Annotated in this window: 24 protein-coding genes; 15 read left to right on the top strand and 9 right to left on the bottom strand. The window is 39.9% G+C overall.

Features of this window, described 5'->3' with window-relative positions; translation table 11 throughout:
• Positions 1–205: 205 nt before the first annotated feature.
• Together parC and FY049_RS11715 are read left to right on the top strand one after the other, a co-directional pair.
• Complete coding sequence (parC, locus tag FY049_RS11720; RefSeq protein ID WP_105713793.1) at positions 206–2,425, top strand: DNA topoisomerase IV subunit A; 2,220 nt, start codon at positions 206–208, stop codon at positions 2,423–2,425.
• Positions 2,426–2,574: 149 nt separating this feature from the next.
• A complete protein-coding gene (locus FY049_RS11715; RefSeq protein WP_004725264.1) occupies positions 2,575–4,248 on the top strand; it encodes a long-chain-fatty-acid--CoA ligase in 1,674 nt (557 codons plus the stop codon).
• Positions 4,249–4,339: 91 nt separating this feature from the next.
• Here the strand turns inward: FY049_RS11715 and FY049_RS11710 are convergent, their stop codons facing one another.
• Positions 4,340–4,765 (bottom strand): hypothetical protein, encoded by a 426-nt coding sequence (locus FY049_RS11710; protein ID WP_446083749.1) that lies wholly within the window; start codon positions 4,763–4,765, stop codon positions 4,340–4,342.
• A 67-nt stretch (positions 4,766–4,832) separates the two neighbouring features.
• Between FY049_RS11710 and FY049_RS11705 the strand changes: the two genes are divergently transcribed.
• Together FY049_RS11705 and ppa are read left to right on the top strand one after the other, a co-directional pair.
• Entirely contained in the window at positions 4,833–5,231 is a 399-nt protein-coding gene (locus tag FY049_RS11705; RefSeq protein ID WP_004725268.1) for an MAPEG family protein, read from the top strand.
• A gap of 121 nt (positions 5,232–5,352) precedes the next feature.
• Positions 5,353–5,877 carry an inorganic diphosphatase gene (ppa, locus tag FY049_RS11700; RefSeq protein WP_004725270.1) on the top strand — a complete coding sequence of 175 codons (525 nt, stop codon included), beginning with the start codon at positions 5,353–5,355 and terminating at the stop codon, positions 5,875–5,877.
• A gap of 102 nt (positions 5,878–5,979) precedes the next feature.
• Here ppa and FY049_RS11695 read toward each other — a convergent pair whose 3' ends face one another.
• A complete protein-coding gene (locus FY049_RS11695; RefSeq protein WP_056517603.1) occupies positions 5,980–7,305 on the bottom strand; it encodes an OprD family outer membrane porin in 1,326 nt (441 codons plus the stop codon).
• Positions 7,306–7,614: 309 nt separating this feature from the next.
• Here FY049_RS11695 and FY049_RS11690 point away from each other — a divergent pair, with 309 nt between their 5' ends.
• The gene (locus tag FY049_RS11690) at positions 7,615–8,385 is read left to right on the top strand and encodes a TorF family putative porin (protein WP_446083748.1); all 771 of its coding nucleotides are present in this window, start codon (positions 7,615–7,617) and stop codon (positions 8,383–8,385) included.
• A 518-nt stretch (positions 8,386–8,903) separates the two neighbouring features.
• Entirely contained in the window at positions 8,904–9,674 is a 771-nt protein-coding gene (locus tag FY049_RS11685; protein WP_056517593.1) for a TorF family putative porin, read from the top strand.
• 65 nt (positions 9,675–9,739) lie between these two features.
• On the opposite strand, the gene FY049_RS11680 is transcribed toward FY049_RS11685, so the two are convergent.
• The 3 genes from FY049_RS11680 to FY049_RS11670 all read right to left on the bottom strand — a co-directional run bounded on the left by FY049_RS11680 (position 9,740) and on the right by FY049_RS11670 (position 12,069).
• Positions 9,740–10,249 carry a GNAT family N-acetyltransferase gene (locus FY049_RS11680; RefSeq protein WP_446083747.1) on the bottom strand — a complete coding sequence of 170 codons (510 nt, stop codon included), beginning with the start codon at positions 10,247–10,249 and terminating at the stop codon, positions 9,740–9,742.
• Positions 10,250–10,282: 33 nt separating this feature from the next.
• The gene (locus FY049_RS11675; protein ID WP_335955854.1) at positions 10,283–11,770 is read right to left on the bottom strand and encodes a YifB family Mg chelatase-like AAA ATPase; all 1,488 of its coding nucleotides are present in this window, start codon (positions 11,768–11,770) and stop codon (positions 10,283–10,285) included.
• Between the two features lie 71 nt (positions 11,771–11,841).
• Positions 11,842–12,069, bottom strand: a complete 228-nt coding sequence (locus tag FY049_RS11670) for an accessory factor UbiK family protein (RefSeq protein WP_004725282.1) — start codon at positions 12,067–12,069, stop codon at positions 11,842–11,844.
• A gap of 291 nt (positions 12,070–12,360) precedes the next feature.
• On the opposite strand from FY049_RS11670, the gene glnK reads away from it, so the two are divergent.
• The 9 genes from glnK (at position 12,361) to ftsW (ending at position 21,457) form a co-directional block, all read left to right on the top strand.
• Positions 12,361–12,699 carry a P-II family nitrogen regulator gene (gene glnK / locus FY049_RS11665; protein WP_004725283.1) on the top strand — a complete coding sequence of 113 codons (339 nt, stop codon included), beginning with the start codon at positions 12,361–12,363 and terminating at the stop codon, positions 12,697–12,699.
• Positions 12,700–12,766: 67 nt separating this feature from the next.
• Positions 12,767–14,170, top strand: a complete 1,404-nt coding sequence (locus FY049_RS11660; protein ID WP_446083746.1) for an ammonium transporter — start codon at positions 12,767–12,769, stop codon at positions 14,168–14,170.
• Positions 14,171–14,314: 144 nt separating this feature from the next.
• A complete protein-coding gene (nrdR, locus tag FY049_RS11655; RefSeq protein WP_004725286.1) occupies positions 14,315–14,779 on the top strand; it encodes a transcriptional regulator NrdR in 465 nt (154 codons plus the stop codon).
• Between the two features lie 33 nt (positions 14,780–14,812).
• Entirely contained in the window at positions 14,813–15,925 is a 1,113-nt protein-coding gene (ribD, locus tag FY049_RS11650; RefSeq protein ID WP_446083745.1) for a bifunctional diaminohydroxyphosphoribosylaminopyrimidine deaminase/5-amino-6-(5-phosphoribosylamino)uracil reductase RibD, read from the top strand.
• Entirely contained in the window at positions 15,922–17,226 is a 1,305-nt protein-coding gene (locus tag FY049_RS11645) for a DNA adenine methylase (RefSeq protein WP_004725289.1), read from the top strand. The genes ribD and FY049_RS11645 overlap by 4 nt, the downstream gene beginning before the upstream one ends.
• A 91-nt stretch (positions 17,227–17,317) precedes the next feature.
• A complete protein-coding gene (locus FY049_RS11640; protein ID WP_004725291.1) occupies positions 17,318–17,977 on the top strand; it encodes a riboflavin synthase in 660 nt (219 codons plus the stop codon).
• Positions 17,978–18,086: 109 nt separating this feature from the next.
• On the top strand, positions 18,087–18,632 hold the full coding sequence (locus tag FY049_RS11635; protein ID WP_004725292.1) for a VTT domain-containing protein: 546 nt from the start codon (positions 18,087–18,089) through the stop codon (positions 18,630–18,632).
• Between the two features lie 259 nt (positions 18,633–18,891).
• Entirely contained in the window at positions 18,892–20,238 is a 1,347-nt protein-coding gene (murD, locus tag FY049_RS11630; protein ID WP_224964399.1) for a UDP-N-acetylmuramoyl-L-alanine--D-glutamate ligase, read from the top strand.
• Between the two features lie 22 nt (positions 20,239–20,260).
• Entirely contained in the window at positions 20,261–21,457 is a 1,197-nt protein-coding gene (gene ftsW, locus FY049_RS11625; RefSeq protein WP_004725295.1) for a putative lipid II flippase FtsW, read from the top strand.
• A gap of 61 nt (positions 21,458–21,518) precedes the next feature.
• On the opposite strand, the gene FY049_RS11620 is transcribed toward ftsW, so the two are convergent.
• The 4 genes from FY049_RS11620 to cpdA all read right to left on the bottom strand — a co-directional run bounded on the left by FY049_RS11620 (position 21,519) and on the right by cpdA (position 24,464).
• Positions 21,519–21,905 carry a hypothetical protein gene (locus FY049_RS11620; RefSeq protein ID WP_224964398.1) on the bottom strand — a complete coding sequence of 129 codons (387 nt, stop codon included), beginning with the start codon at positions 21,903–21,905 and terminating at the stop codon, positions 21,519–21,521.
• A gap of 94 nt (positions 21,906–21,999) precedes the next feature.
• Positions 22,000–22,914 (bottom strand): tRNA glutamyl-Q(34) synthetase GluQRS, encoded by a 915-nt coding sequence (gene gluQRS / locus FY049_RS11615; RefSeq protein WP_105713801.1) that lies wholly within the window; start codon positions 22,912–22,914, stop codon positions 22,000–22,002.
• Positions 22,915–22,918: 4 nt separating this feature from the next.
• Positions 22,919–23,446 (bottom strand): RNA polymerase-binding protein DksA, encoded by a 528-nt coding sequence (dksA, locus tag FY049_RS11610; RefSeq protein ID WP_004725300.1) that lies wholly within the window; start codon positions 23,444–23,446, stop codon positions 22,919–22,921.
• Between the two features lie 208 nt (positions 23,447–23,654).
• Positions 23,655–24,464: a 3',5'-cyclic-AMP phosphodiesterase gene (gene cpdA / locus FY049_RS11605; protein WP_224964397.1), complete on the bottom strand. Its 810-nt coding sequence runs from the start codon at positions 24,462–24,464 to the stop codon at positions 23,655–23,657.
• Positions 24,465–24,469: the final 5 nt, after the last annotated feature.

Below are 24,469 nucleotides of genomic sequence, written 5' to 3'. Positions count from 1 at the left end.
TTTGACTTTTAATATTTTAGATTTGAAATAAAAGTTGCTCATTTCTTAAAAAATGGATAATTTTACGTCATTAGAAAGATCTTAAGACGCAATTTGTCGTTGTAGGGTACACTGGCACTTGTGTAGTCAGACCCTGCGACTTAGCATAAGAACGTAGATACAAAACATTTATTTAGAACGCACTTATTTAGGATAAAAGGTTGTTATGACAAGCCTTGCGCATCATGCGACAGAAAATCGTTCCGTAGCAGAATTTACTGAACAAGCTTACCTCAACTATGCCATGTACGTGATTATGGATCGTGCATTGCCACACATTAGTGATGGTTTAAAACCTGTACAACGCCGTATCGTTTATGCGATGAGCGAATTGGGATTAAAACCAAGCGGTAAGCCGAAAAAGTCTGCACGTACAGTCGGTGATGTATTGGGTAAATACCATCCGCATGGTGACTCAGCCTGTTATGAGGCCATGGTGTTGATGGCACAGCCATTTAGTTATCGTTACCCATTTATTGAAGGGCAAGGGAACTGGGGTTCGCCTGATGATCCTAAATCATTCGCAGCCATGCGTTATACCGAAGCCAAACTCTCACCTTATAGTGATTTGTTACTTTCTGAATTAGGTCAAGGGACCTGTGATTGGCAAGATAACTTTGATGGTTCAATGAAAGAGCCAGTCAATTTACCAGCGCGTGTACCAAATATTTTACTCAATGGTACTACTGGTATTGCAGTGGGAATGGCAACGGATATTCCGCCACACAATTTACGTGAAGTGGTTAAAGGTACGATTGCTTTAATCCGTAATCCAAACTTAACAGATGAAAAAATTGCAGAATATATTCCTGCACCCGACTTACCGACTAAAGCAGAAATTATTACACCACGTGATGAATTATTAAAAATTCAAATGACTGGACGTGGTAGCTATCGTACCCGTGCAGTATATACCATTGAAAAAAATGAAATTATCATCACTGAGCTGCCATATCAAGTTTCTGGCTCGAAAGTCATCACGCAAATTGCAGATCAAATGCAAGCCAAAAAATTGCCATTGGTCAGTGACTTACGTGATGAATCAGACCATAAAAACCCAACACGTTTGGTGATTGTATTACGTTCAAATCGTATCGATGCCGATGCAGTCATGAGTCATTTGTTTGCGACAACCGATTTAGAGTCGAGCTATCGTGTCAATATGAACATGATCGGTGCTGATGGTCGTCCACAAGTCAAATCAATCCGTCGCATTTTATTAGAATGGATTGAAATTCGTAAGAGTACTGTCACACGTCGTCTGCAATATCATCTGAATAAAATTGAAAAGCGCCTACATATTCTTGGTGGTTTGATCATTGCGTATTTGAACATTGATGAAGTGATCAAAATTATTCGTGAAGAAGATCAACCTAAACCCGTGTTGATGATGCGTTTCAATATTGATGAAGTTCAGGCAGAAGCAATTTTAGAGCTTAAGTTACGCCATTTGGCAAAACTTGAAGAAATGGAAATGCGCCGTGAGCAAGAAGAACTTGAGGCCAGAGCAGCGGTGATTCGTGAACAACTTGCAAATCCAGAGTCATTAAAATCTTTGATTATCGAAGAACTTAAAGATGATGCGAAGAAGTTTGGTGATGATCGTCGTTCACCGATTGTGCAACGTGAAGAATCACAGGCCATTAGTGAACAAGATTTAATGCCTGCTGAAGCGGTAACGGTGATCCTTTCTGAGGCGGGTTGGGTTCGTGCAGCCAAAGGTCATGATATTGATGTTGAAAAATTAAATTTCCGTGCCGGTGACCAGTACTTAAGTTCAGCACAAGGTAAGTCGAATCAGAAAGTATATATTTTAGATGAAACTGGACGAAGTTATGCTTTGGCCATCAATAGTTTGCCATCGGCGCGTGGTTTAGGAGAACCGTTGAGTTCAAAACTTTCTCCAGCCAATGGTGTGGGCTTTATGCAAGTCCTAATTGAAGATGAAGAAAAAGAAATAGTTGCTGTAAGTTCAAAAGGTTATGGCTTTAAATCGCAAGCTAAACAATTGGATACCAATGCCAAAGCAGGTAAAACATTCCTGACTGTTGCTGAAAATGCGACAGCAATGCCAATCGAAGTCGTTGAAAACCATACTCATTTGGCTATACTCAGCTCAGCAGGACGCCTACTTTTAATTGAATTATCTGACTTGCCAACGCTCAATAAAGGTAAAGGAAATAAGTTGATACAACTTGAAACTAATGAGTCTGTTCAGTTTATGTTAACTTTGAATTTAGATGAAGTAATACAAGTGCTTGCAGGGCAGCAACAATTAAAATTAAAAGGGGAAGATTTACAGAAATATATCGGTAAACGCGCATCAAAAGGTCAGCTGTTGCCGCGCGGATATCAAAAAGCAAATAAACTGTTGATTCAAAGATAAAACTAGCATCCTTGGATTGAAATACGTTATATATGCAAAGTGTTCGTGAAAATGGATGCAATATTGAGCACAAAGAAGCCAAAAAATTATGTTCAATATTGAGAAAAACAGTTTAAAACTAAGGATTACTGATTGGAGATTATGGCATTATGGAAAAAGTTTGGTTCGCTGAATATCAAAAAACTGGGATTCCAGAAACAGTAGAATTGCCACAGGAAAATAGCTCTCTTATTGATATTTTTGAGCGTAATTTCCAAAAATTTGGTTCACGTGATGCCTTTATCTTCATGGATAAAGTGATGTCATTCAGTGATCTTGAATTGGCAAGCCGTAAATTTGCAACTTATTTGCAAAGTTTAGGTTTGGCAAAAGGTTCACGTGTTGCAGTGATGATGCCTAACGTCCTTCAGTATCCAGTTGTCGCTTTAGGTGTACTCCGTGCAGGTTTGGTACTTGTGAATGTGAATCCACTTTATACAGCACGTGAATTAGAACACCAACTTAATGATTCAGGCGCTGAAGCGTTGGTCATTGTTGAAAATTTTGCGACTGTTTATCAAGCGATTATTGGTAAAACACCAGTAAAACATGTTGTCATTGCTTCGGTTGGCGATATGTTAGGTACCTTAAAAGGTACTTTGGTTAATTTTGTTTTACGTAAAGTGCGTAAACAAATTCCAGATTGGAATATTCCAGGACATACTAAGTTTAATGCTGCATTGGCAAAAGTAAGTCCAAGTAATTATAAACGTCCAACCATGACCCTCAGTGATACTGCTGTACTTCAGTACACAGGCGGTACTACGGGTGTTTCAAAAGGAGCGGAACTTACCCACCGTAACTTAGTTGCAAACTTGTTGCAATGTGACGGTATTTTCCAAAGTAAATTTGGCCAAGGTGATGGCGCTAAAGATGATCGTATCTTCTGTGCTTTACCGCTTTATCACATCTTCGCATTTATGGTTTGTGCGATGTATGGTATGTATAAAGGTCAGGCAAATATTCTGATTCCAAATCCACGTGATTTACCTGCAGTGATTAAAGAATTACGTAAATACCAACCAGGTTTCTTCCCTGCGGTAAATACCTTGTTTAATGCGCTGGTGCATAATGAAGAATTTAGACAGCTCGACTTCAGTAAGTTAAAAATGGCGATGGGCGGTGGTATGGCCGTGTTACCGTCAACTGCTGAAGAATGGAAAAAAGTTACAGGAACCATCATTATTGAAGGTTATGGTTTATCTGAAACTTCTCCAGTCGCAACTGCAAACCCACCTGCAACGACTGAGTTTAGTGGCACAATTGGTATTCCTTTACCACTGACGGATGTTGCGATCTTAGATGATGATGGCAATCATTTATCACAAGGCGAGCAGGGTGAAATCTCGATTCGTGGTCCTCAAGTCATGAAAGGCTATTGGAATCGTCCAGATGAAACTGCAAAAGTCATGACAGCGGACGGTTATTTCCGTACAGGTGATATTGGGATCATGGATACCCGTGGTTATTTCAAAATTGTCGATCGTAAGAAAGACATGATTTTAGTATCTGGCTTCAACGTCTATCCTTCTGAAATTGAAGAAGTGATTGCGCAACATCCTAAAGTGCTTGAAGTGGCTGCAATTGGTGTGCCTGATGAAAAATCTGGTGAAGTGCCAAAACTATTTGTAGTGAAAAAAGATCCATCTTTAACCACTGAAGAAGTTCTTGAATATGCAAAAGAAAACTTAACGGGTTATAAACGTCCGCGTTATGTTGAGTTTATGGATGATTTACCAAAATCAAATGTAGGTAAAATACTACGTAAAGATTTACGTAAATAATTGAAAAATTAAAGATAAAAAAGCGCCAATAGTGGCGCTTTTTTATCTTCGATGTAAAATAATCAATCGATTTATGCGGTGATTTCAACATTTATTTTTTGTGAGAACGAATATACCAACCATCAATATAGGGGCGGCTTAAGCCAACAATTGCTGTAAAGGTTAGCATAGTGCCCATTTGACGCCCTAGTGCAGAAGGATGAATACTGCCATAGCTAAAATAAATATCGATTAAACAGTATACGACAATAATAGCTAACCAAAAGTATAGATTCATACGCTTTATACCAACGGCAAAAAAAGCCACCACCAAAACAATGAGCGTTCCCAAGGTGGATTGCCAATTGTAATTTGCACAAATCACGCACAAGAGAAAAGCCAAAATTGGCAATACAATTTTAAGAATACGATCAATCTCCGCTTGTTGATGGCGCTGCTTTTCTAAAACCTCAAACAATTCATTTTGATCTGGTTGCACGTTATTGTCCTCACTACACAATTTTGCAAAACTCAGCATTTAACAAAAAATATTCTGTTCATGCCATGCTATGATAACTCGCATTAACACTTCATGAGAAAAAATCATGTCTGGGATAGATGGCATCATATATTTAATTCTAATTGCCTGTTTACTTCCTTATGTTTTTACCATTATTGCAAAAGCGTCTGGTGGTTTTAAAGCTGCTGATAATCAGAATCCGCGTGAATTTTTAGCCAAAACCACAGGTTTGGCTGCACGTGCCAATGCAGTACAACAGAATAGTTTTGAGAGCTTACCTTTATTTATTGCTGCGATTTTAATGGCAGAGTATATGGTGGTATCACAACATCTGATTATGATGTTAGGCATCGCGTATATTGTGTTACGCATTATTTATGGAATTTGCTATCTGGCGAATATTTCAGCGCTACGTACCATTATTTGGGCTTTGTCCTTAGCTTGCCCAATTATTTTATTGTTATTGGTTATTCGAATCGTCTAAACAGTTTTCGATGAAATTCATTCATTTTGATGATGCAAAATGTATAATCCGCATCTGTTTGCGCAATTTAGCGTTATAATCGACAAGATTTTAAATAAGACCTCACTTGAAAGAGTATCCTATGAGCTATAGCAATATTCCTGCTGGTAAAGATGCACCAAATGACATCTACGTAATTATCGAAATCCCAGCAAATGCTGCACCGATTAAATATGAAGTAGATAAAGATTCAGATGCTTTATTTGTAGATCGTTTCATGGGTACAGCGATGTTCTACCCAGCGAACTATGGTTATGTACCAAATACATTGTCTGAAGATGGTGACCCATTAGACGTATTGGTTGTAACTCCACACCCATTGGTACATGGTTCAGTGATTCGTTGTCGTCCTGTTGGTAAATTAAACATGGAAGATGATGGTGGTATTGATGCGAAACTGATCGCAGTTCCACATGATAAATTGACTCCGCTTTATAAAGATGTGAAAGAGTATTCAGATCTTCCTGCTTTGTTGTTGAATCAAATTGAACATTTCTTTGCACATTACAAAGACTTAGAGCCTGGTAAATGGGTTAAATTGACAGGTTGGGAAAGTTCAGAAGTTGCAAAAGCTGAAGTCTTAAAAGCAATCGAAGCTGCAAAATAAGCCAGAATAAAACGTGGTTTGAAGATTGAAAAATGTTCAAACCCATAAAAAAACCTGCATGATTCAGTGCAGGTTTTTTTGTTTCTGTGGATTTATTCTAAATTAGAAAAATTTCACAGGAATGTCTAAGAAAATACGCCATTCATTGGTATCACCAATATAGACAGGATTATACGCTTCACTTGCACGGTAGTAAGAGTGACGTAGACGTAAGCTCGCATCTTTTGCAAAACCACTTTGCATGGTGTATTTCACCTGATTAAAGAATTCACGTTCTTGTGCATCATCAGTTACATTGCGGACTTTAATATCCCAACCATAAACAAATGCTGTGGTCCAATTTAAGCCAGCAACACCATAATTGCTAAAGTCTAGGTTATATTGAACTTGTGCTGATTTTTCATGGTTACCAATAAAATCAGACATATAAGAGTTTGGTAGATAAATACTTTGGAAACCGTCAGCATTTTGACCATAGTCATAACCCACATCACCTGTATTTTGTTGGTAAGCCAACATCACAGTGTGCGGACCTTGATTATAAGTAGAAGACAATGCCCAGATATTATTGGTTTTTTCTACGCCTGCTTTACCTGTATTTGCATAATCCGCATCAACAGGACCTGTTGCAGAATAGGTATTGGCATTTTTATCAAACTTGGTGTGATAACCACTGAAATCAAAAGTTAAAGAACTTTGATTTGCCAATGGGTATTTATAATTTGCATTGATATAATGACGTTCTAACGCATTTTTAGAATCTAAACCATAATAAGACGCGCTAAGCTGGTCATCAAATTTGTATTTAGCACCCCAAACAATCGCATCATCTAATTTATTACCATCAGTCTTGATCTGATCAGACATTTGGTCTTTGGTGAATTTACCCGCAACAAGTTCTAAGTTTTTAATTTCATGGCTGGTTAATAACGTACCTGTAAAATATTCAGGAACAAGACGCGTTGTATTACTTGCAAGTACAGGTAAGTCGAGAACTTGCGTACCATAACGTACAGTCGTATTTGAGAAACGAGCTTTTACGTTTGCGCCACCACGTGCCCAATGATCATATGGATCAACTCGTCCATTTGCGTCTCTTGCACCATTATTTTTGAGTGCAATCATATTATTGCCAGCATGGGTGTTTGGACCGATTTTAAAAGAACCATCACCAACTACACCAACACCGAAACCGACGATACCTTGAGTGAAGCCAGAATCTAAGTCAACAATTGCAGTTTGTGCAAATGAGCTTTGATCGTCAATACCATGTTTTTTATCACGAAGAATATAACCTGTACGAAACAATACAGAACCTTTGGCATCTTCAACGAACCCTTTTGCATCACTTTGTTCGCTAGCAAATGTAGGGGATATTAGAACCGCGTTAATTAATACAGCTAAAGTAAGTTTTGGAGCATTCAACATGAATTGCCTCGTGAACGAGAATAGATTGCACTGACTGATCGAATTCAGAACAGATTGTGGATGAATTGTATATTTAATCTATAAAAAGGGAATCTCTTTTGCTTAAAAATATTACATTTCTGTAATGTTTTACACAATATTAATTTCTTTTCTTATGAAAAAAAGTTCTAAAGAATTGTTAAAATGCTGATTTTATGTGAAATATGAAATAAATTGAAAAATATGCTGAATTTATGTCCATGTTTTTTACCAAAAATTTAAAAACACAGTAAAATTCGCCTTTATTTATACGCCCACCCGTTTGTCATCATGAACTCACTTATTTCTAAACTGTTATGGGCAATGCCTATCTGTATCACGTCGTGCCCAGCATTTGCTGAAGAAGCAAATGTCTTGGTTAAAAATGGCATGATCTCTGGAAATGTGGGACTGGTATCCAAGTACATCTATCGAGGTGGAATTGAAAATGATGATGTCGCTGTGCAAGGCGGTTTAAGTTATGCACATAAAAGTGGCATCACGGTGGGGTATTGGGGTTCTACACTGAGCTACAACCCTGCAGATGATACGCAAGATCATGGTTTTGAAAATAATTTTTATTTGGCTTATGCTCAAGAAATTGCGCAAAATTGGAGCTATAACTTAAAAACCACTGCATATGTTTATCATAAAGGCGGTACTGTTTATGCTGATCAAGCAGATCATCGTAAAACCACCTATACAGATCTATCCGCTGAGCTGAGTTATAAAAATTTAACCGCAGGTGCTTCAGTGATGTTAGCCGATGCATCCTCTGCCAATGCGGGTGATGTTTATCTAAGCATCGCGTATCGTCATGCTTTGGTTAAAGATTTTATTTTCAACACTTCTATTGGTGCATCTTTATATAACAGTCATCATGATGACAGTATTGTGCAGACAGAACAGGATTTTGCGTTAAGTGAAATGCGCTTGGGGCTCAGTAAAGTCATTGCCAATACAGGTGTTTCAGCTTCATTAGACTATGTAATTGGTGGTAAAGACCGTTTAGGTGAAGATTATAAGGATAATTTGGTATTTGGTTTGACTTATAGTTTTTAAGATTAACTTATAGTTTTTAAGATGAATATGAGTGAGTTATTTTACTTACCTATTTTATCGAAGTGTATGACCGAAGATAGGACATGCACTTTTTTTAGGCATTTTTTAAAATGTGTGCTTTTTTTGAGCAAAAATAATATGCACCATTAAAATCATCTTACATGAAAAGCTTAAAGCAATATTTATACGCTTTTTATGACAACAATAAAGCACGTTATAGAAAATTTACGCTTAGATTTTTCATACTACTTTGCATTAAAACCATGCTTAAAGTAGGTCAGTATGAATCAGTTCCATCAAGTGATGCTTGAAATAGCATATGTTCAACAACTGAAGAATAAAAAAATTTATCCACAATTTTTTACTTCTAATATATTGATTATAAATAGATTGCAACATATTTCTGAGTTTTATAAACAGCTTGAGTTTCATCTTGGCATGGCAATTGCTAATTGCTTAGGGAGTTCATCAAATTTTAGCATAACAAATAAACATCATATGATGGGGGAGCACTCAAGATGAAATTCTCAACTAAAGCACTAACATTGGCAGTTCTATCGTCTACAGCAACAATAGCAATGGCGGAGGATACGACGCTTTCACAATTAGGTTTAAGTTTTTCAGGCAGTGCTGCTTTAACGAGTGACTACCGTTTTCGTGGTGTTACTCAAGCTCAAAATGATCCAGCTGTGCAAGCCACTTTTGCATTGACACATTCTTCTGGTTTGTATGCGGGTGTATTTGGTTCAAATGTGAATTTTGGCGGTCCAGATCCACATTTAGAGCTTGACCCTTATATTGGTTATTCTACAGCACTTGAAGGTTTTGCGAGCAAGCCAGTTCTAGATGTCGGTCTTTGGTATTATAACTACCCAAGTGCAAGTGATTTAAATTGGTTAGAACTGTACGGTAAATTAACCTTTAAAAATGCATTTACGGAAGGTGATAGCATTCTTACCAATATTAACTATACCAATGATTATGCTGGCGCGGATGCGAGTAGCTGGAATGTGAATGCAGGCTATTCAGTACCATTTGGTTCTACAGGTTTTGGTGGTGTTGCGAATGTCGGTTATACCGTTGTTACAGATGACGATAAATATAACTTCAATGGCGATGATAATTATGTGGACTGGAAAGTAGGCGTAACTTATGTACCAAAATCAATTCCAAGTCTGACAGCAGAACTTGCTGCGATTGGTACAAATACGGATACAGACGGTTTAACTAATGTAGCAAAACGAGCTGTTGAAACAGGTGCAGTGTTTACTTTAACTAAAGCTTTCTAAGCGCAAATTAAAATCTATAAAGGTGACCTTGAGTCACCTTTATTTTTTGCGATTTTGAAATCAAATTAGGCTTTCACTTCAAATGCTGGATGATATTTTACGGTACCTTGTGGAATGCTTTGGTCAAAGCTAAGGGCTTGAAAATATTCAGCAGGCACACCTTCAAGGATCAAACGGTCATGAGGCTGAAAGCCAAATTTGGAATAATAAGCAGGATCTCCAAGCACAACACATCCTGCGGCATTGAATTGTTGTAACTGCTGTAATGCGTGTTGGATTAAAGCTTTGCCAACACCTTGGTGTTGATATTCTGGTGCAACTGAAATTGGACCTAAACCATACCAATATTGTGCGCCAGAAGAAATTTCAACAGGTGAAATTGCAACATGTCCAATAATCTGTCGATCCAATTCAGCAACAACCGAAATAGTTAATTGATTTGCATCCCTGAGTGCATTGACGATGAAGTGTTCTGTGTGGTCGGTATGCGCTGCATTTAGAAAAGCCAGTTGAGTGAGATTGAAAATGTTTTCAATATCGTCTGTATGTTCGTTGCGTAGGGTTAGATTTAGCATGTTATTTATCTTCTATACGTCATAGCTTGGATTCTAAGATTGAGTTCCCCGATATGACAAGGCTTCGGTTAAATGGGCACTTTGGATTTGCTCACTTTGAGCCAAATCTGCAATGGTCCTTGAAACACGTAAAATTCGATGATATGCCCGCGCAGATAAATTCAAACGTTGTTGTGCCATTTCGAGCATTTGCTTGGATGTTTCATCTAAAATCACATATTTTTCTAAGTCTTTTGGCGATAAGTTGTGATTTAAATAGCCTTGTCTTTGGATTTGAAAATCGCACGCATCAATCACCCGTTCCCGCACAGTTGCTGAATCTTCGACAGGCGTTTGATCCTGTAATTCTTGGGCTTTTAATGGTGGCACATCGATATGGAGATCAATACGATCCAATAATGGACCTGAAATTCGATTTTGATACCGTTTAATTGCTTCGGCAGAACATTGGCAGCGACTGTCTTGGTTAAATGCATAACCACAAGGGCAGGGATTCATTGCTGCAATCAATTGAAAGTTTGCAGGAAATGTAATTTGGCGCGATGCTCTAGAAATAATGATTTCTTTAGATTCAAGTGGTTGCCTTAAAACTTCGAGCACTTTTTTGTCAAACTCAGGCAATTCATCTAAAAATAATACACCTAAGTGCGCCAGCGTAATCTCTCCAGGTTTTGGATTTGAACCGCCACCGACAAGAGCGATTGCAGATGCGGTATGGTGCGGGGCGCGAAATGGGCGCTGTCCAAAATGGTGTTTAGTCTTGGCAATTGAATAAATACTGGCAACTTCAAGATTTTCTTGTGGATTTAAGGCTGGCAAAATACTCGGTAAGCGAGAAGCTAACAGGGTTTTACCTGTACCCGGCGGGCCTTTAAATAAAAGGGAATGTCCACCTGCTGCTGAAATTTCTAAAGCGCGCCGCGGGCGTAATTGTCCTTTGACATCTGCCAAATCAAATTTGTAGGCATTGTTTTGCTGTACTTTTTGCCGAACAGTTACATCAATTTTTTGTAGGTTTAAGAAATGCTCACAGACTTGTTTTAAGTGCTGTGCAGCAAACACCTGAAACTCAGGCAATTGCGCTGCTTCTGCGGCATTTTCCTGTGGCAACATCAATTGATGCTTGGCCATTTGACATGCCATCGCAATGGTTAAGGTTCCTGTGCTGGGCCTTAAGTGCCCATCCAGTGCCAACTCACCAATAAACTCAAAATGATCTGTGACATTTTCGGGAAGTTGCCCTGTGGCAATCAAGATACCAAGTGCAATGGGCAGATCTAAACGAGAGCCATCTTTGGGCAGATCCGCAGGTGCGAGATTGATGGTTAAGCGTTTGCTTGGGAATTGATAACCACTGTTAATGATGGCAGATCGAACGCGATCTTTACTTTCACGAACTGCAGCTTCAGCTAAGCCAACAATTGTTAAAGAAGGAAGCCCTGCACTAACATGGACCTCAACTTCAATTAAAGGTGCATGTAGCCCGAGCAAGCCTCGGGTATAAATTTTTGCTAAAGACATTGTTGTTTTCCACTTGTGCTTTATTTTTAATCATTATTATATTTTTTGCACCAATAATGTGCAAATTTAGTTTATTTTTTATCCTGAATTAGAACCTCAAGTGCTTTGACCTGTTCTTGTAAATCGGTCAATCGTAAATTGGCATTATTTAGTGCAGTCTTTTGGCGTTCAATTTCGTCTTTTGAAACGATATCCATTTTAGAAATGGCTTCATTAAGTAAGGCGCGTAAATTATGTTCTATGTCTTTTTTAGGCTGATCGACCTGTTCCAAAATTGCTTGTAATAATGTTTCAATCATGAGGAATCCAAATGAGTAATGTTCTTTGCCTAGTGTAACATCGCGTATTCATTTTATTTAAGTAATTTTTTATCCGATGTTTAAAGCATGATGTCTCCTATAATTTAGCAATGAAATCTAAAAAAACACGCAATATTATGTGTTTTTTAAAGTTGCAACTTCACCTAAGTATATACAATAGGTTATAAAGGCAATGCATGTTGATTGAATTAATCACCCCAACCATTAATAAGATTGGCATGAAAATTGAACATAAAACCTTACTGGTGAAATAAGCCGAAGGAAAACAATATGAAGCTCGTAACTGCAATTGTAAAACCGTTTAAATTAGATGACGTGCGTGAAGCACTGTCTGATATAGGCGTTCAAGGGATTACCGTAACTGAAGTTAAAGGTTTTGGTCGTCAAAAGGGGCATACTGAACTTTATCGTGGCGCTGAGTATGTTGTTGATTTTCTGCCTAAAGTGAAAATCGAAATCGCAATCAGTGATGACATGGTAGATTCAGTGATTGAATCTATTACACGTGTTGCTAGCACTGGCAAAATTGGTGATGGAAAAATTTTCGTGACTAATTTAGAGCAAGTAATTCGTATTCGTACAGGTGAAACAGGTCCAGACGCTGTTTAATTTGGCACGAAGATTGCTGGTTATGTATATCAATACATAACTCACAAAATTAGGTTGGGGGATACGAATGAAAAAAATGCTATTAGCGCTCAGCCTGTCTGGCGCACTTCTTGGCGGATCAGTTGCGTGGGCAGAAGAAAACGTAGCTGAGCCTGCATCTACAGCTGTTGCAACGGCAAGTGATGTGACTGCAACAGTCGCCGATACATCGGCAACCGTTGCACCTGAAACGGTGACTGCCGCAGCTGCTCCAGCAGAGGCAGAAAAACCAACTTTAAATACAGGTGATACAGCGTGGATTCTTGTATCTACAGCACTTGTATTACTGATGACAATTCCCGGTTTAGCATTATTCTACGGCGGTATGGTTCGTAAGAAAAATGTGCTTGCCACCATGGCGCAAAGCTTTACTGCCGCAGCAGTAGTCAGCATCGTATGGGTGGTCATTGGTTATTCACTTGCATTTGGTTCTGGTAACGCTTTTATTGGTGGTTTCGATAAAATCATGTTATCTGGAATTACAACAGATGCGCTGAGTGGCACAATTCCAGAAATTCTTTTCGTTATTTTCCAAATGACTTTTGCGATTATTACCGTTGCCATTATCAGTGGTTCTGTGGCTGATCGTATGAAATTCAGTGCTTGGATCACATTTATTACGATTTGGGTCATTATTGTTTATGCACCGATTGCACACTGGGTATGGGGTGGTGGCTGGTTAATGAATGATGGCGCGCTTGATTTTGCTGGTGGTACTGTTGTTCATATTAACTCGGGTGTTGCTGGTCTAGTTGCTGCGTATTTACTGGGTAAACGTATGGGCTTAGGCAAAGAATCTATGGCACCACATAACTTAACTTTAACTATATTGGGTGCAAGCTTGGTATGGGTCGGTTGGTTTGGTTTCAATGGTGGTTCTGCTTTAGGTGCAAATGGTTCAGCAGCGTATGCTTTGGTCACAACTCAAATCGCAGCCGCAGCGGCAGCAATTGCTTGGTTAGTGGTTGAAAAAATTGTTCGTGGTAAAGGTTCAGTATTGGGTGCAGCATCGGGTGCAGTTGCTGGTCTGGTTGTGATTACGCCAGCAGCAGGTTTTGTGACGGTAAGTGGTGCGTTGATCATGGGCTTAATCGGTGGTGTGGTGTGCTTCTGGGGAATCTCTGGTCTTAAACGTATCCTTAAAGCAGATGACTCATTGGATGCATTTGGTTTACACGGTGTAGGCGGTATTGTTGGTGCGATTTTAACAGCTGTATTTGCCAGTTCATTCATTATGGGCGACAAAGCACCGACAGATGTTATGCATCAATTATGGGTACAAGTTGAAGGTGTGTTAGCAACAATCGCATACTCAGCAGTTGTGACCTTTATCCTACTTAAAATTATCGATGTTGTGATTGGGATCCGTGTTGAATCTGATGATGAGCGTATGGGGCTTGATTTAAGCCAACATGGCGAACGTATCGAATAATCAATCTAATTAGAATAATAACTATATATAGTATAAAACAGTCCGTAAGGGCTGTTTTTTTTCCATATCTTGCGAAAGGCTCAACAAAATCAGGTTTTTTTGCTACACTAGATGAAATCATGAATTTTGTTCAATAAAACCACTATGCATTGTCCATTTTGCAACGCTGCAGATAGTAAAGTAATCGACTCTCGTTTGGCCGCTGAAGGTAGCCAGATTCGTCGACGTCGTGAATGTATCAGTTGTGGCGAACGTTTTACGACATTTGAGAGTTATGAAGTGGTCATGCCACGCGTGACCAAGTCAGATGGTAAAAATGAACCGTTTGACGAAGCAAAATTACGACGTTCTTTAATGCACGCCTTACAAAAAAGACCCGTGACTCAAGAACAGATTGAAACCGTCATTAGTGATATTCAATTGCAAATTCGCCGCCTCGGTGAACGTGATGTACGTTCACGCACCATTGGTGAAATTGTCATGAAATCGTTGTTTGCATTGGATCATGTGGCTTATGTGCGTTTTGCGTCGGTGTATCAAGATTTCCAAGATATTGATGCGTTTCGTCATCAAATTGAACAAATGCAAGATCGTGGGCAAGACCACTAATTTTATTTTTGAACGTTATTGATTAGGAATTTTATGTCTGAGTTTGATTCAAATTCTAAACCCGAAGATTATGTAAACATAGATCAGGTTTGGATGCAGAAAGCAATTGAGCTCGCGAAGCTTGGACAATATTCCACACGACCAAACCCGAACGTCGGTTGTGTCATTGTAAAAGATGGGCAATGGGTGGGAGAGGGTTTTCATCCTAGAGCTGGTCAGCCACACGCCGAAGTTTTTGCCATGCGTCAAGCAGGCGAGTCTGCCAAGGGCGCAACCGCGTATGTCACTTTGGAACCTTGTGCGCATTATGGCCGTACACCACCTTGTGCTAAAGGCTTGGTTGAAGCGGGTGTCAGCAAAGTTGTTATTGCATGTGCTGATCCAAATCCTTTGGTGGCGGGAAAAGGCGTTGATATTTTACGCCAGGCAGGGATTGAGGTTGAAACAGGGGTTTGTGAGCAACAAGCGGCTCAACTCAATCAAGGCTTTTTAAAAGCAATGGCAACGGGTGTGCCTTATGTGCGTTTAAAGGTTGCGTCAAGTTTAGATGGCCGTACAGCAATGGCGTCTGGTGAGTCTAAATGGATCACTGGGGCTGAATCACGTCAAGATGTTCAGCATTGGCGGGCTATTTCAGGTGCAGTGATTACCGGGATCGATACCATTTTGGCAGATGACCCTCAATTAAATGTGCGTTCATTGGGTGATATTGATATTGCAACGATTGTCCAGCCTAAGTGGGTGATTTTAGACCGACAAGGGCGTTTGCCACTCAATGCTCAAATTCTTAGCGCGCCTGAAACAGTGATGGTCATGGGACCATTTCGTCAAGAACTTGCCAAGCTGGGCGTGGTACAATTAGAAGTTCAATCTTTAAAAGATTTGCTTGCGACTTTAAAAGATTTCCAAATTTACGATGTGTTGGTTGAGGCAGGTGCGACATTATCTACTGCATTTTTGCAGGAAAAACTGGTGGATGAATTAATCAGTTATGTTGCGCCAACCTTTTTAGGACAATCAGCACGTGCCATGTTCAATGCCGAATTTGAAACGATGGCACAACAATTACGTTTTAAGTTACAAGATGTTCATCAGTTTGGTGATGACATTCGCTTAAGACTTATCCCTTCACAAGAGTCAGTATGAATCCAGAGTCAACATCATCGGTTTACCATAAACGTCGTCATGCTGCGCGTACAACAGATGAATATCTTTTTCATCAGTTGGTTCCCTATCTGGGAAACAAACGTCGTTTGTTGCATCTGATTCTTGAAGCGCTTGAAATCACAGGTACTTTGAATCCTAAGGGTAAACGCGCCCCGATTTTTGCCGATTTTTTTGCAGGCAGTGGGGTGGTTTCACGTTTAGCACGTCAAAATGGCTATCGGGTGATTGCCAATGATTGGGAGCCGTATAGCCATGCATTAAATCATGCCATTTTGGCATGCACAGATGCACCTGCATTTAAAGAATTGGGTGGGTATCAAAAAGCCATCGATTATTTAAACCGTTTACCTGAAGTGAAAGGATGGGTTACGCATAACCTTTGTCCGCGGAATGATGAAATTTATGACCCAGCACGAGACCGTTTATTTTTTAAACGCCGTAATGGGATGCGTATAGATGCAATTCGTCAGCAAATTGCCACTTGGCAAGCACAGGGTGCAATTGACGATGTAGAAATGAGTGCCTTATTGGCACCTTTGCTCTATTCAGCAAGTTTTGTCAGTAATACCAGCGGTGTATTTAAAAGCTTCCATCATGGTTGGGGCGGTAAAACCCAAACTGCGTTGGAACGGATTGAGTCTTTATTATGGCTTACACCGAGCCGCTTTAGTGAAGTCGGGCAGAATAAGCAGAAAACCCCAATGGCAGAGGTGTGGTGTGTAGATGCACAGCACTTGGCAAATCAAATGAGTGGTTTTGAAGTTGATGTGGCTTATCTAGATCCACCGTATAACCAACATGCTTATAGTAGTAATTATCATGTACTCAACTCGTTAACACTGTGGGATCAAGTTGATTTACCGACACCAGATACCAAAGGTTTTAAAAGTGGGATTGACCGTGCGTGGCGTAAAGAACGTCCAAGTCCGTATAATTCTTCTAAGCATGCACAAGAAGCTTATGAGAATTTGTTGGAAACGATTAATGCGCGTTATATTCTCACCAGTTACTCAACCGATGGAAATATTGAGGCCAAAGACTTATTGGCGGCCAATCTGAAACGTGGCAAAGTCACCTTATTGACTCAGGATGTGCCTCGTTATCGTGTCAGTAAACAGCGTCAGTCTGAACGCGCACGTGTGCTTGAGTTTATTGTAATCACCGATACCCATGCTAAGTCTGGACCACCATTGCGTCAGCTGTTGGGTCAACTCTATCATTTTGCAGAATTGGGTGGTGTGGATACCTCAGGTGTAAGTACGCAACTGGCCTTATGGTAAGAATGCACCTTTGCCTTTAAAATATGGGCAAATGCAAAATAAACACGATTGAACTTCATCAGTTCCTCTCACTGCAGCAGTAGGTAGAATTATGTTCACAGGTATCATTGAAAGTTTGGGTAAAGTCGAAAGTTTACAAAATGTAGGCGGTGATGTGCGCTTACGTATTCAGACAGACTTGGATATGTCTGATGTACATTTGGGCGACTCTATTGCAACCAATGGGATTTGTTTAACTGTGATCGACTGGGGTGAAAACTGGTATGCTGCTGATGTGTCCCGTGAAAGCTTAAATCGTTCGACTTTAGCAAGTTGGAAAGCGGGGCAGGCGGTCAATGTAGAAAAAGCAATGTTGCCAACAACACGCTTCGGTGGACATATCGTTAGTGGACATGTCGATGCTGTGGGTGAAATCACCGTAGTGCGTTCAGATGCTCGCTCACTGTATTTCGAAGTCACTGCACCTGTTGAAATTGCTAAATATTTGGCTGAAAAAGGTTCTGTAACTGTAGATGGAATTAGCCTCACCATCAATCATTTACGTGGAAATATCTTAAGTTTAAATTTAATTCCACATACTGCTGAACGGACCAATATTGGAACGTGGAAAGTGGGCTCTCAAGTGAATTTAGAAGTCGATGTATTGGCACGTTATATAGAAAGATTGTTACTTGGTGATAAAGCTGCTGAGCCAAAAGCAGAGTCTAAACTCAGTATGGAATTTCTGGCAGCCAATGGTTTTTTAAAATAAATAAAAACCAAAACCGATTAAAAAAAGCCTAATTTATTTAGGCCTTTTAATATATACATGATTAAATTAGGCTAATATATCGTGAATTCTTCTGTAAGAGAGTTGAGTATTGCTTGAATTTTTATTGCATTTAGAACAATTATTGCCCACTTTTTTAGAAAATTACGGGCTGTGGATTTATGCCATTTTGTTTCTAATCATTTTTGCAGAAACTGGCTCAGTCTTTATGTTTTTTCTCCCTGGCGATAGTTTATTGATCGCTGTCGGTGCTTTATGTTCTACCGCTGAATCTGTGCATTTGCACTATATGGGTGTGTTGCTGATTATTGCTTCAATTTTGGGGTATATGGTGAACTATTATACGGGACGTGCGCTGGGTTTTAAATTTTTCCACGCGCATTCACGTTGGTTTAAGCCTGAATATATTAAAAAGACTAACCATTATTTTGAAAAGCATGGCGGGAAAACCATTCTGGTTGCCCGTTTTGTGCCTTTTGTTCGTTCTTTTGCTCCTTTTGCAGCGGGTGCAGGGCATATGAAAATGCCTGTATTCATGTTGTATAACATTTTAGGCGGATGGATTTGGATTGCGCTGTTACTTGGTGCGGGTTATGGCGCGGGTAATTTATTATCTTTACTGCTCGATTCATTTTAATCAGATTCAAACCGTCATAAACTGCCCCGATGAATAAGCCGAATGCTGATCCTCAACATTCGGCTTATTCATATTGAGAATAGAATAAAAACGCGAGTGGTTTTATTTAAGAAATCAGCTGTATTTATTAAAATAATCTGCTGCTATTTTTACGCACTGACACAAAAAAATATCCAGAAAGTGCAAACAGAAAAAGCTTTCAAATCGCCAAAGTGCTAACATTTTGCAAGTTTTAAAATCTTAATGCTGGTGAGCAAAAATGTTAATACAACGTGGTGGGTTAAAAGTTGTGGCTGGGCTTGGAATTTCAGGCGTTTCAGCCGTAAATTTTCTTCATGAAAATGGCTACCGTGTTGCAGTCACAGATTCTCGTGAAGTTCCACCAGGACATGAGCAAATTCCAGCAGCAGTTCAAACCAGCTTTGGTCAACTCGATCAAGATTTACTTTTGCAAGCTGAAGAAATTGTCATTAGTCCCGGGTTAGATCCTCAGTTACCAGCAATTCAAGCTGCGATTGCAAAAGGCATTCCAGTCATCAGTGAAATTCAAATTCTCCGCCGTGCTACAGATAAACCGATTGTGGCGATTACTGGCTCAAATGCAAAAAGTACCGTGACCACTTTGATTGGCCTAATGGCGCAAGAAGCAGGAGTAAAGGTTGCGGTAGGGGGTAACTTGGGTCGTCCTGCTTTAGATTTAACCCATGATGATCCAGATGTTTATATCCTTGAACTTTCAAGCTTTCAATTGGAAGCAACCTCGAGTTTAAATGCCGAAGTGGCTGTGGTCTTGAACATGAGTGAAGATCACTTGGACCGTCATGGGGATATGGCAGGTTACCATGCGGCAAAACATCGTATTTTCCAAGGTGTGAAAAAAGTCGTATATAACCGTGACGATTCATTGACGCGTCCATTGGTGCCAGATGTTACACCAATGCAAAGCTTTGGGCTCAATGCACCTGATTTAAAACAATACGGTATTCTAAGAGAAGATAACGGTACGATTTGGTTAGCGCGAGGTCGTGAACGTCTACTCAAAAGTTCAGAGATGTATATCCAAGGAACGCATAATGTTGCCAATGCTTTGGCATGTTTAGCTTTGGGTGAAGCGATTGGTTTACCAATGGACAAAATGCTTGAAACCTTAAAAACCTTTAAAGGTTTAGAGCACCGTTGCGAATTCGTTAAAGAAGTGAATGGCGTTCGTTATTATAATGATTCTAAAGGCACCAATATCGGTGCAACTTTAGCGGCATTGGACGGCTTAGGTGCTGCAATTGAAGCCCAAGGTGGTCAGGTTGCAATTATTTTGGGTGGTCAGGGCAAAGGGCAGGACTTTACTGCACTACGTGAGTCTCTGCAAAAATATGCCAAAGTTGCGGTACTGATGGGTGAAGATCGCTCAATCATTGAAAATGCCATTGCAGGGACAACAACACTGCTACATGCAGCATCTTTGCAACAAGCTGTAGAACTTTGTCAACAACATACGCATGCGCAAGATGTAGTGCTATTATCACCTGCATGCGCAAGCTTTGATATGTTTACAGGCTATCCTGAGCGTGGTCATCGCTTTGTTGAATATGTAAATGCTCTAAACTAAAAAGAATCATAAGGAAATAAGTATGGCTGGGTTAGCTCAGACGACTATAAGTAAGATTCACCAAGTGTATGATCGCTGGATGCCAAAATTGCCGGCAGAGATTACACCGCGTAATGTACTGATATTTTGCGTCATTTCATTGTTGTGTATTGGTACGGTGATGGTGGCTTCGGCTTCAATGCCTTATGCCGAACGGATGCATGAAAACGAATTTCACTATGTGATTCGTCATGCAATTTCGATCGTGGTGGCTTTTGTTGCGGCGGCAATTACCTATCGAGTTTCACTCAACCTTTGGTTTAAAAATACCTTTCCATTGTGGTTGATCACCATTGCTTTATTACTCGCCGTCTTAGTGGTGGGTACAGAAGTCAATGGTTCAACACGCTGGATTCGTGTAGGTGGATTTACCTTGCAGGCAACCGAAGTCGCCAAGGTGATGATGGCCATATTTACCGCAGACTATGTGGTTCGTCGTGCTGAAGAGGTCCGTAATAATATTAAGGGCTTGGTACGTCTAGGTGTGGTGATGTTGCTGACGGTCGGACTAATTATTGCAGAGCCTGACTTAGGGGCAACAGTGGTGATTGCTGTTTCGATGCTGGGTGTGTTCTTCTTGGCTGGTGCACCCATGATCCAGTTCGGCTTTGCATTTGGTGCGATTCTGGTGGCATTTGTATCCTTAATCGTGTTTGAACCATATCGTTATGAACGCTTAATGTCATTCTCAAACCCTTGGGCTGATCCTTTGGGCTCTGGTTATCAATTGTCGAATGCCTTGATGGCCTTTGGTCGTGGTGAATGGTTTGGGGTAGGCTTAGGACATAGTATTCAAAAAATGTCTTATTTGCCTGAAGCACATACTGACTTTATGTTGGCAATTTTAGGTGAAGAATTCGGTTTCTTTGGTATTTCGACCGTTTTGCTGCTCTCATTTGTGATGTTGATTTGCTGTATTCGTATCGGTCAGCGTGCGCTCAATCATCAATATTTGCGCGCAGGTTACTTGGCTTACGGGATCAGTATTATTTTCTTATTACAGATCTTGGTGAATGCTGGTATGAATATGGGCATGTTGCCGACCAAGGGGCTAACGCTTCCATTTATTAGTTATGGTGGTTCATCTTTAATTATGTGTGCGGTGATGATCAGTTTAATTCTCAAAATTGATGCAACCACCAAGGATGCCAATCCAGCGCGAGAAGAGTCTAGTTTTTAATTTTTTATTGAGCTCAAATAGGGAAGTCATTTGATCACAAATGGCTTTTTTTATGGGTAATTTAGTTTGGATTTTGCGTATTGCAATATTTTAATGCCGATTGGGTGGTCTTAAATTTTACCCAATCCCAAGTTTGATAACCGGACTCACTCAGTCGTAATACATCTATCACTGTTGGGGAATAATAAAACGAAGTTTCCAATACATCATTGGCATAAATCTTGATCTGATGTTTTCCAGCGGTATTTGCAAGTTTAAGTTTGATTGGGGTTTTGTGATCGACCTTCATGATTGCAGAGCGATCGACTTGAACTGAATAAGTTGGTAATGGTTTACCCCATTGTTCACGTGGTGCGCCACTCATTTCATCAATAACAGCAGTTTTAGAAATCGGGGAAATACATAAAATTGCCATTTGTGCATAGACCTCGGTGAGGCCTGTGATCATGAGAAAACTCAGCGTTATTAGATTTTTTAAAAGGTTCATCTCAATCCTGAATGATGTTGGTATTCTTATGTTGGTATTGTTGCTTAATCAGGGATTACTGATAAATGGATTGTAGCGTTGTCCCTTGAGGAATGCGAGAAATATCCCATTGAGCGACAGCTTGAGCCAACATGAGATCTGGCTGATCTAGGTCTACTGGAGCTTGTCCAAGTGCTATAATCGCTTGTAACAGCAATTCAGGTGCATGTTTGAGATCAAGCGCTTGCGCAAGGTTTTGTTTTGATAGTTTCTGCCCCAAATGATTCATGGCGAGGGGTAAGTGCATATATTCAAGAGCTGGGTAACCTAAAAGCTGTCCTAGCCACATTTGACGTTCAGTATTATCCAATAAATCCGCACCACGCACGACATGGCTGATTTCTTGTAAATAATCATCGACAACGACTGCCAGTTGATAATTGATAATGCCATCACGACGCTTTAGTACAAAGTCACCCAAATCGCGTTGTAAGTTCGCGCAATGTTGTCCTTGCAAGCGGTCATTGAAACAAATGTTTTGATCAGAAACTTTTACACGAATGGCTTGGTCTTGAAAGTCGAGCTGTTTGTCTCGGCAGGTGCCAGCATAGATATGATTTGAGCCTAATATTTTACGGGTACATTCACAGGCATAAACGAAATGTTTTTGTTTGAGTTGTTCGATTACAGATTGATAAATGTCTAAGCGATGTCGTTGATAAATGATTTCATCATCAGATTGGAAGCCAAAAGCATCTAGGCACTTTAAAATATGCTGTTCACTATCTGGGTAAATACGAGGGATATCCGTGTCTTCGATGCGGACGATCCATTGCCCATGATGAGCTTTAGCGTCGCAATAACTCGCGACAGCGGTCACTAAGGAGCCAAAATGTAATGGCCCTGTGGGGGAGGGTGCAAACCGACCTTTGTAGGCAGTACTCTTCCTCCCTCCCTTTGGAAAAGAGAGGGTTGGGGAGGAATTTGACACAGTATTAACCGTTATTTTGCTTCTCTTTGATCTCTGCAAGGGTTTTACAGTCGATACATAAAGTTGCAGTTGGTCGTGCTTCTAAACGGCGTAAACCAATTTCGATACCGCAAGTTTCACAGAAACCATAGTCATCATTTTTAATCGCTTCAATAGATTGCTCTATTTTACGAATAAGTTTACGTTCACGGTCACGGGTACGTAATTCAATGGCAAACTCTTCTTCTTGCGTCGCACGGTCATTTACATCAGGTAAAGAAGAAGATTCATCTTGCATTGTATTTAGGGTGCGATCCACTTCCGACATCAATTCTGCTTTCCATGCCAGCAAAATTTTACGAAAATGTTCGAGTTGCCCCTCAGACATGTATTCTTCATTTTTCTTTGGCTGATAAGGCTCGATACCGAATAGACTTGCTGTAGTACCGTTTTCATTGGTCTTCGGCTTGGTTTTACGCACTCGCTTTACAGACTTATCATCTGCAATTGCTGTTTGTTCTTCCAAGACTTGATTTTGGTTGTCATTCGCCATAAAGGGCATTCCTCATCATATACGTATTATCTATACGCAAAAAATATGGTGATATGCAAGTATTTTTATCACTACCAACAGAATGAATCTATCGGGGGCGTCATCATATAGATTTTTTTACCAAGATGAAAGTCACCTAACCCTGAATTCGACTTTCTGCATATCTCGTTGGACGAATAACTTAATAGAAAAAAACCAAAATGAAAAGCTAGTAACCTGAAATTTCTTCATTAATTGTAACTTTGAAGTGATCCAAGCGGTGTACAGAGGTCTCAAATTCACCATTGGCTTTTAAATGTAAGCAACGGTAACCAGGCGCAATCGGATCAAATGAAAACTCTTGGCTGAGTGGTTTAAATTGTACACACGTCGCAGGGGTAGAAATAAACTGTATTCCATTCCATACATTATAGGATTCTTGATGGACATGACCATGTAACACGGCTTTGATGTTATCAAAGGGTTCGAGTACGGTTTTTAATTCATCGGCATTTTTGAGCTTATGTTGATCGAGCCATTTGGAATGCATATCAAAAGGATTGTGATGACAGGCGATAAGGATAAACTTGTCACGCAATTGTTCCAATAGCCGTTTTAGATGGACCAATTGTTCCGTTTGAATGTTTCCATCGGTACGTCCACCCACAGCACTATTCAGCAAAATGATACGCCATTGATCTAACTCAATCACTGCTGGAATAGGTTCTGGCGAATGGAACGGGAACAAGTTTATATTGTCGTGATTTCCCGGAATTTGATAAAAATCGACACCAAAACGCTGCATATATTCTAAATAGCGCGCATAAGTTTCTGGAAATGCAGCTTGAGCCAAATCACCAGTATGTAAAATCAGATCGATATTTTTATAGCGTTGCTGAATATCATCCATGACGGCATGAAAGCTTTCTTCAGGATTAATCCCGACAAACTCTGCATCAGGTTTATCCATCAGGTGTGTATCTGTGATTTGGATAATCACTCTATCTTTATCTGTTTGCGGCAATATCTCTGATTGCATGCCTT

The sequence above is a fragment of the Acinetobacter sp. 1125_18A genome (genome assembly GCF_052824985.1).
Note: the sequence above shows the minus strand (reverse complement) of the source record. Positions and strands in the feature narration are given on the sequence as shown.